This is a genomic window from Nostoc sp. (assembly GCF_035638895.1).
Classification (GTDB): domain Bacteria; phylum Cyanobacteriota; class Cyanobacteriia; order Cyanobacteriales; family Nostocaceae; genus Nostoc.
The window spans coordinates 1-1,922 of record NZ_DASQZC010000504.1; the positions used below are offsets into that span (position 1 = coordinate 1).

The following is a 1,922-nucleotide window of genomic DNA, read 5'->3' on the forward strand; positions in this document are numbered from 1 at the left end:
TAGGCGTTCGACAGTCGTAGCTACACGCGGCAGTCCGGATTGGCCCCGTTGGTGAGGTTTTTCTCTTCAAAACGTTGGATTCGCTGAAAACGTGTTGTACATGGATTCTATTAGGTGCTTGACTATGCATCAGGATCACGCGTATCCTGTTGCACATGTACCTCCGCGAAGTCGTCTCACCCCGCAAGCGCGGCCCTGACACCCGCTACCTCCAGCTCGTCGAAGGCGAGCGGGACGCGAAAGGCCGCGTCCAGACGCGCATCCTTCACTCCTTCGGCCGTACGGATCAGCTCGACCTCGAGCAGATACGGCGCCTCGTCGAGCAGCTCAGCCGGTACATCGATCCCACCCAGCCCCCGGCCGCCTCAGGGCTGCGGGTGACCCGCACGTGGAGCCTCGGCGGCACGCATCTGCTCGATTCACTCTGGCGGGAGCTGAAGCTGGACGAGTTCTTCTCCCATGCGCTCGAAGCGCGCTCCTTCGCCCAGCCGGTGGAGCGGGCGATCTTCGCCCTGGTCGCGCACCGCGCCCTTGCCCCGGCCTCGAAGCTTGCGTGCTCCCGCTGGGCCGGCGACAGCGCCTGGATCCCCGGGCTCGAGCGCGGAGGCGCCGAGCTCGACGTACAGCACCTGTATCGCGCCATGGACTTCCTCCACGGCGCCATGCCCGAATTGCAGGAGCACCTGTACTTCCAGGTGACCGACCTGCTCAGCGCCGACGTGTCGGTCCTGTTCTACGACACGACCAGTGTCAGCTTCTATCTCGACGAGGCAGACCCCGAGGGAGGGCTGCGGCGCCACGGCCATTCCAAGAAGAAGCGCCCCGACCTGCCGCAGATCGTGGTGGCGCTGGCCATCAACCGGGACGGCATCCCGGTGCGCCACTGGGTCTATCCCGGCAACCGCATCGACAAGACCACGGTGGAGGAGGTCACGCGCGACCTCCTGGGTCTGCGGCCCCGGCGCTTCCTCTTCGTCGGCGACCGGGGGATGGTGAGCCAGGCAAACCTGGACTTCCTCGAGTCGCGCCGCCTGGGGTACCTCCTGGGCTGTCCGATCCGGACCGATCCCGCGCTGGAGGCGCACATGCTCTCCTTGCGCGGGCGCTACCGCCCGGTACGCGAAGGACTGGGCGTGAAGGAGACGCAGATCGCCGACGGCGGCCGCACCCTGCGCTACCTGCTCTGCCGAAGCGAGGCGCGGGCTGAGCACGATGCCCGCACGCGCGCCACCATCCTGGAACGGCTCAAGGCGAAGCTTGCGAAGCAGAAGAAAGGCGATGGCGCCGGCGACACGCGCGGCGCGCATTCTATGCTCTCCACGCCCGGCTACGCCCGTTACCTGGTGAAGGCCGCGGACGGAACGCTCCGGATCGACCCGGCCAAGGTCGCGGCGGCGGCGCGGCACGACGGAAAGTACGTGCTGATGACCAACGAACTCGACCTGCCGGCGGAAGAGCTCGTGCAGGGCTACCGCGACCTCTGGAGAGCGGAGCGTGCCTTCCGCTCGATGAAGAGCGTGCTGGACCTCGAGCCCGTCCAGCACCGCGCACCCGATCGCATCACCGCCCACGTGCACATCTGCGTCCTTGCCTACCTGCTGGTCCGGGTCGCGGAGAACCGGGCGCAGCTTGGCTGGGAACAGATCCGTGAAGAGGTGGAGAGGATTTCCCTTACCGAGCTCACCACCGACCGTGCATCGGTCCTTCAGACGAAGGCGCTGACCCGGGCAGAGCGCGACCTTTTGAATTGTTGCAAGGCTTCGATGCCTCCACAAATCCTGCAAGTCGCATCAGCGTAAAGCGTTAGGAACAAGAGGCCGCTCCGGACGTGTTGTACACGCGCCCGGAGCGGCCTTGACGTATCCCATGATATCACAATCACTTACGTAGACCGTGTCAGGTGCCGCTGTCGAACGCCTACT

The 1,922-nt window shown here is 65.6% G+C and carries 1 protein-coding gene; it reads left to right on the plus strand.

Annotation, left to right across the window (positions count from 1 at the left end; all coding sequences use genetic code 11):
- Positions 1-155: 155 nt before the first annotated feature.
- Positions 156-1,799 carry an IS1634 family transposase gene (locus tag VE944_RS25075; protein ID WP_324983495.1) on the plus strand — a complete coding sequence of 548 codons (1,644 nt, stop codon included), beginning with the start codon at positions 156-158 and terminating at the stop codon, positions 1,797-1,799.
- Positions 1,800-1,922 lie beyond the last annotated feature (123 nt).